Below are 3,631 nucleotides of genomic sequence, written 5' to 3' on the forward strand. Positions count from 1 at the left end.
GGTCCTTCGCTTTCGCGTTTCCCTTTCCGGCGGTTCCAACTTTACCAGACTCTTTTTCGTTCCGTTTCCGGTCCGAATTCGATTTCCGGTGGCCTATGGAGTGGCCTTGCCTTTCGGCGGATTCCGACTTTATCAGAATCTCATGGGCCGAAACGAACGACCCTGTGATTCGAGATGAAGGGAAATCATGCGGCTCAGCGGAGTCAGCAAACACTCCCGCATGAGCGAAGTCGATCTTATGCGCTTAACTCGAACTTGTCCAGCCCGAGGCAACCGTTCAAATCTACCTCCCCACATCTGCCGTGTCAACGGTTTTTGTGGGCGAGGAGGACACTAGCAGCTCAGCAGGGGTGAAAGCACATCGGCGGTCAGGCTGCGGTGGGAAGTTCGGCGCTGCGTTCGACCGCCGTGAGGTCACCTGTGTCGCCCGCCCGTGCCGCACGGCCGCCGAGGATGTAGACGTATGCGAGAAAGGCCAGCTCAGCGGCGATGCCAATGGTGATCCGAGCCCAGGTCGGGAGCCCTGACGGGGTCACGAAGCCCTCGATGAGTCCGGAGACGAACAGGACCAGCGCCAGGCCGATGGCCATGCCCAGTGCGGCGCGGCCCTGCTGGGCCAGGGCGGTCCGGCGTGAGAGGGGGCCCGGGTCGATCACGGTCCAGCCGAGGCGCAGTCCCGTGCCGGCGGCGACGAACACCGCGGTCAGTTCGAGCAGACCATGGGGAAGCACCAGGCCGAGGAAGACGTCGAGGCGGCCTGCCGAGGACATGAGACCTATGCCGACACCCAGGTTGAGCATGTTGAGGAACAGGATCCAGATCACGGGTATGCAGAGAAACGCCCCGAGGACCAGACACATGGCTGCGGCCTGCGCGTTGTTCGTCCATACCTGTGCCGCGAACGACGCCGCCGGGTGGCTGGAGTAGTAGGTCTCGTACTCGCCTCCCGGCCGGGTCATCGCGCGGAGGTCGTCGGGTGCGGCGATCGCGGCCTGGACGTCGGGGTGCGTGCCGATCCACCAGCCCAGCAGTGCCGCCAGCGCGGTCGAGAGCACGGCGGTGGGGATCCACCAGTGGCGCGAGCGGTAGACGGCGGCGGGGAATCCCGCGGTGAGGAACCGGGCCGCGTCCCGCCAGGACGCCTTGCGGGTACCGGTCACCGTCGACCGGGCGCGTGCGACGAGCTGGGTGAGCCGTCCGGTGAGAAGCGGGTCGGGGCTGCTCGACTGGATCAGCGAGAGGTGGGTCGCCGTGCGTTGGTAGAGGACGACGAGTTCGTCCGCTTCCGCGCCCGTGAGGCGACGCCCTCGGCGCAGGAGGTGTTCGAGGCGGTCCCACTCCGTGCGGTGGGCGGTGACGAAGACGTCGAGGTCCATGGGCGTCTGTTGCTCCTGGCAAGGGGGCGTACGGGGTCGTGCTGCTGCGGCGCGCTGGCGGTCAGCTTGGCAGACTGGGGCCGGCTGGGGCAGAGAAGGTCGGCGAAGGGTGGGGCCCGATGAGTGAGCTGGTGACCGGGGACGCGGTCGTTCTGGGGTTGAGGCCCGCACGGCTGCCGAGCCGGGCGTTGGCCTCGGCGATCGATCTGGCGGTGATATTCGCCGTCTTCATCCTGGTTTCGGTGGTATTGGGCATCGCTTCCGTCTCCTTGGACGAGGCAGCCGTCGCGGCCATCGGGGTGGCCTCGTTCCTGCTGGTCCTGATCGGTGGGCCGGTCGCGGTGGAGACGCTGAGCCATGGCCGTTCATTGGGAAAACTTGCCTGCGGACTGCGGGTGGTGCGCGACGACGGCGGGCCTATCCGGTTCCGGCACGCGCTCGTGCGCGGCGCCATGGGGCTCGTCGAGATTCTCCTGACCTTCGGCGCCCTGGCCTCCATCGCCTCCCTGGTGTCGGCGCGGGGTCGCCGGATCGGTGACGTGTTCGCCGGGACGCTGGTGATCCGGGAGCGGGTCGCGGCGACCGGCAGGTCCGTCGCCGTGCCTCCTCCCCCGCCCTGGCTGGTCGGCCGGTTCGCCCAGTTGGATCTGTCGGCCGTGCCTGACGGCCTCTGGCTCGCGGTACGGCAGTACCTGACGCGGATGCAGCAGTTGGATCCCGGCGTGGGTCGCTCGATCGCGGAACGGCTGGCCGGTGAACTGGTCGCGCGGACGGGTGCCGCCGCGCCGGAGGGCGTTCCCGCGGCAGCGTTCCTGGCCGCGGTGGTGCATGAGCGGCAGGCACGGGACGCGCGGCGTTTGTTCGCCGGGCCCCGGGCCGCGGGGTCCGTGCCGTCCATGCCTTCCGGGTCGACGGTCCCGGGCGTGCCTGGCGGGCGCTCCGGGTATGCGGCGCCCGGCGGGGCCGGTGGGCACGCCGGGGTGTCCGGTGGTCCCGGAGCAGTCGGGGCCGGAGGGCCCGGGGGCGTCGGCACTGTCGGCGGAGGATCCGCTGCGGGCGGTTCCGGGTCGGGGGGCGGCGCCGTTGGTGCGCCTGAGCAGCGGTACGAAGGGGATTCCCCGGCAGGGTTCGCGCCGCCCGGGTAAGGGCTGCCCCCTCGCCGCCGGCGGATCAGCGCGTGGCACCCGGACGGGGTGCCGGACCGGGGGCATCACGAGGTGGAGGAACGTCCGCGTACTGGCTGCGTTCCGGGTGCCGACGACGCGGCCGGGGTGCCGATAGCCGTCGTCCGTCGTCCCGCGTCCGCCGGGTCGCGGGCAGCCCTCAGGTGGTGTCGGGCCCGGATTCGGGCTGTGTCTCCTGGTCTGCCGGGGCGCCGGAGACACGGGGGGACGGCGGCGTTTCCAGGTGTTCGAGTTCGATGCCGGGTGCCGCGAGGACCACGTCACCGGCGATGTGGATGGTGTGCTGCTCCCCGGTGTCCAGGGCGCTGACCTGGTACGCGTCCACGATCAGGGGGCCGTTGTCAGTGGCGTGCGCTTCACTGTTCACCAGGGCCCAGGACTGGTCGACGGTCCTGGGTGCGAGGACCGGGTCCGTGAAGGTGACCACGCGGACGCGGGTCGTGGGGGAATCGGGGGTGAGGCGCAGGAGCCGGGTCATGGCGATGAGGAACGCGGGAGACGTGCCGGCGAAGGCGTGGGCGCGGACGTTGCCTTCGGTGGCGTGGCCCCCGGTGGGGTCGGTCCGGACCCAGGTGACCCCTTCCAGCGCCGCTCCTCGCACCTGCCAGCTCGCGGCATGGAGTTCGAGGCGGATGGGCCGGCCCAGCTCGTCCAGAGCGAGGTCGACGGAGCCGAGGTGGTCTCCGGAGGGTGATGTGGTCTGGGATACGTAGCGCCAGCCGGAGGGGCCGGGGGCGCAGTGGAAGTGTTCTTCGCCGAGGGGGGTGCGATCGTGAAGGTCGTGGAGCGAATACCTGCCGCGGGGCATGGGGTCCTTCGGGTTCCTCGGGCTGTGCGGGGGCGGTAACGGGAGCAGGCCCCCGGCACGGGGGTGCGGGGGCCTGCTCGCGATCTGCTGCTGAGGGCTCTGCCGCCGCTCGGCGTCCGGAAGGCCGGCCTTTCGGACGCCGAGGGCGGATCAGTGGCCGCGGATGACTCAGTAGCGGTAGTGGTCGGGCTTGTACGGGCCCTCGACCGGGACGCCGATGTACGCCGCCTGCTCGGGACGCAGGGTCGTGAGCCGGACGCCGA

General features: G+C 70.3%; 4 protein-coding genes. 1 reads left to right on the forward strand and 3 read right to left on the reverse strand.

Annotated features, from left to right (window positions below; translation table 11 throughout):
- Window positions 1-368: 368 nt before the first annotated feature.
- Window positions 369-1,376, reverse strand: coding sequence for a stage II sporulation protein M (locus ACIQMU_RS31490; protein ID WP_352244108.1), 1,008 nt, complete (start codon window positions 1,374-1,376; stop codon window positions 369-371).
- Window positions 1,377-1,495: 119 nt separating this feature from the next.
- Between ACIQMU_RS31490 and ACIQMU_RS31495 the strand changes: the two genes are divergently transcribed.
- On the forward strand, window positions 1,496-2,521 hold the full coding sequence (locus ACIQMU_RS31495; protein WP_402690245.1) for an RDD family protein: 1,026 nt from the start codon (window positions 1,496-1,498) through the stop codon (window positions 2,519-2,521).
- A gap of 178 nt (window positions 2,522-2,699) precedes the next feature.
- Here ACIQMU_RS31495 and ACIQMU_RS31500 read toward each other — a convergent pair whose 3' ends face one another.
- Window positions 2,700-3,368, reverse strand: coding sequence for a hypothetical protein (locus ACIQMU_RS31500; RefSeq protein WP_402690244.1), 669 nt, complete (start codon window positions 3,366-3,368; stop codon window positions 2,700-2,702).
- Window positions 3,369-3,536: 168 nt separating this feature from the next.
- On the reverse strand, window positions 3,537-3,631 hold a 95-nt coding region (locus ACIQMU_RS31505), incomplete at its 5' end, for an adenosylhomocysteinase (RefSeq protein ID WP_352242470.1).

This window comes from Streptomyces sp. NPDC091649 (genome assembly GCF_044756785.1).
GTDB lineage: Bacteria > Actinomycetota > Actinomycetes > Streptomycetales > Streptomycetaceae > Streptomyces.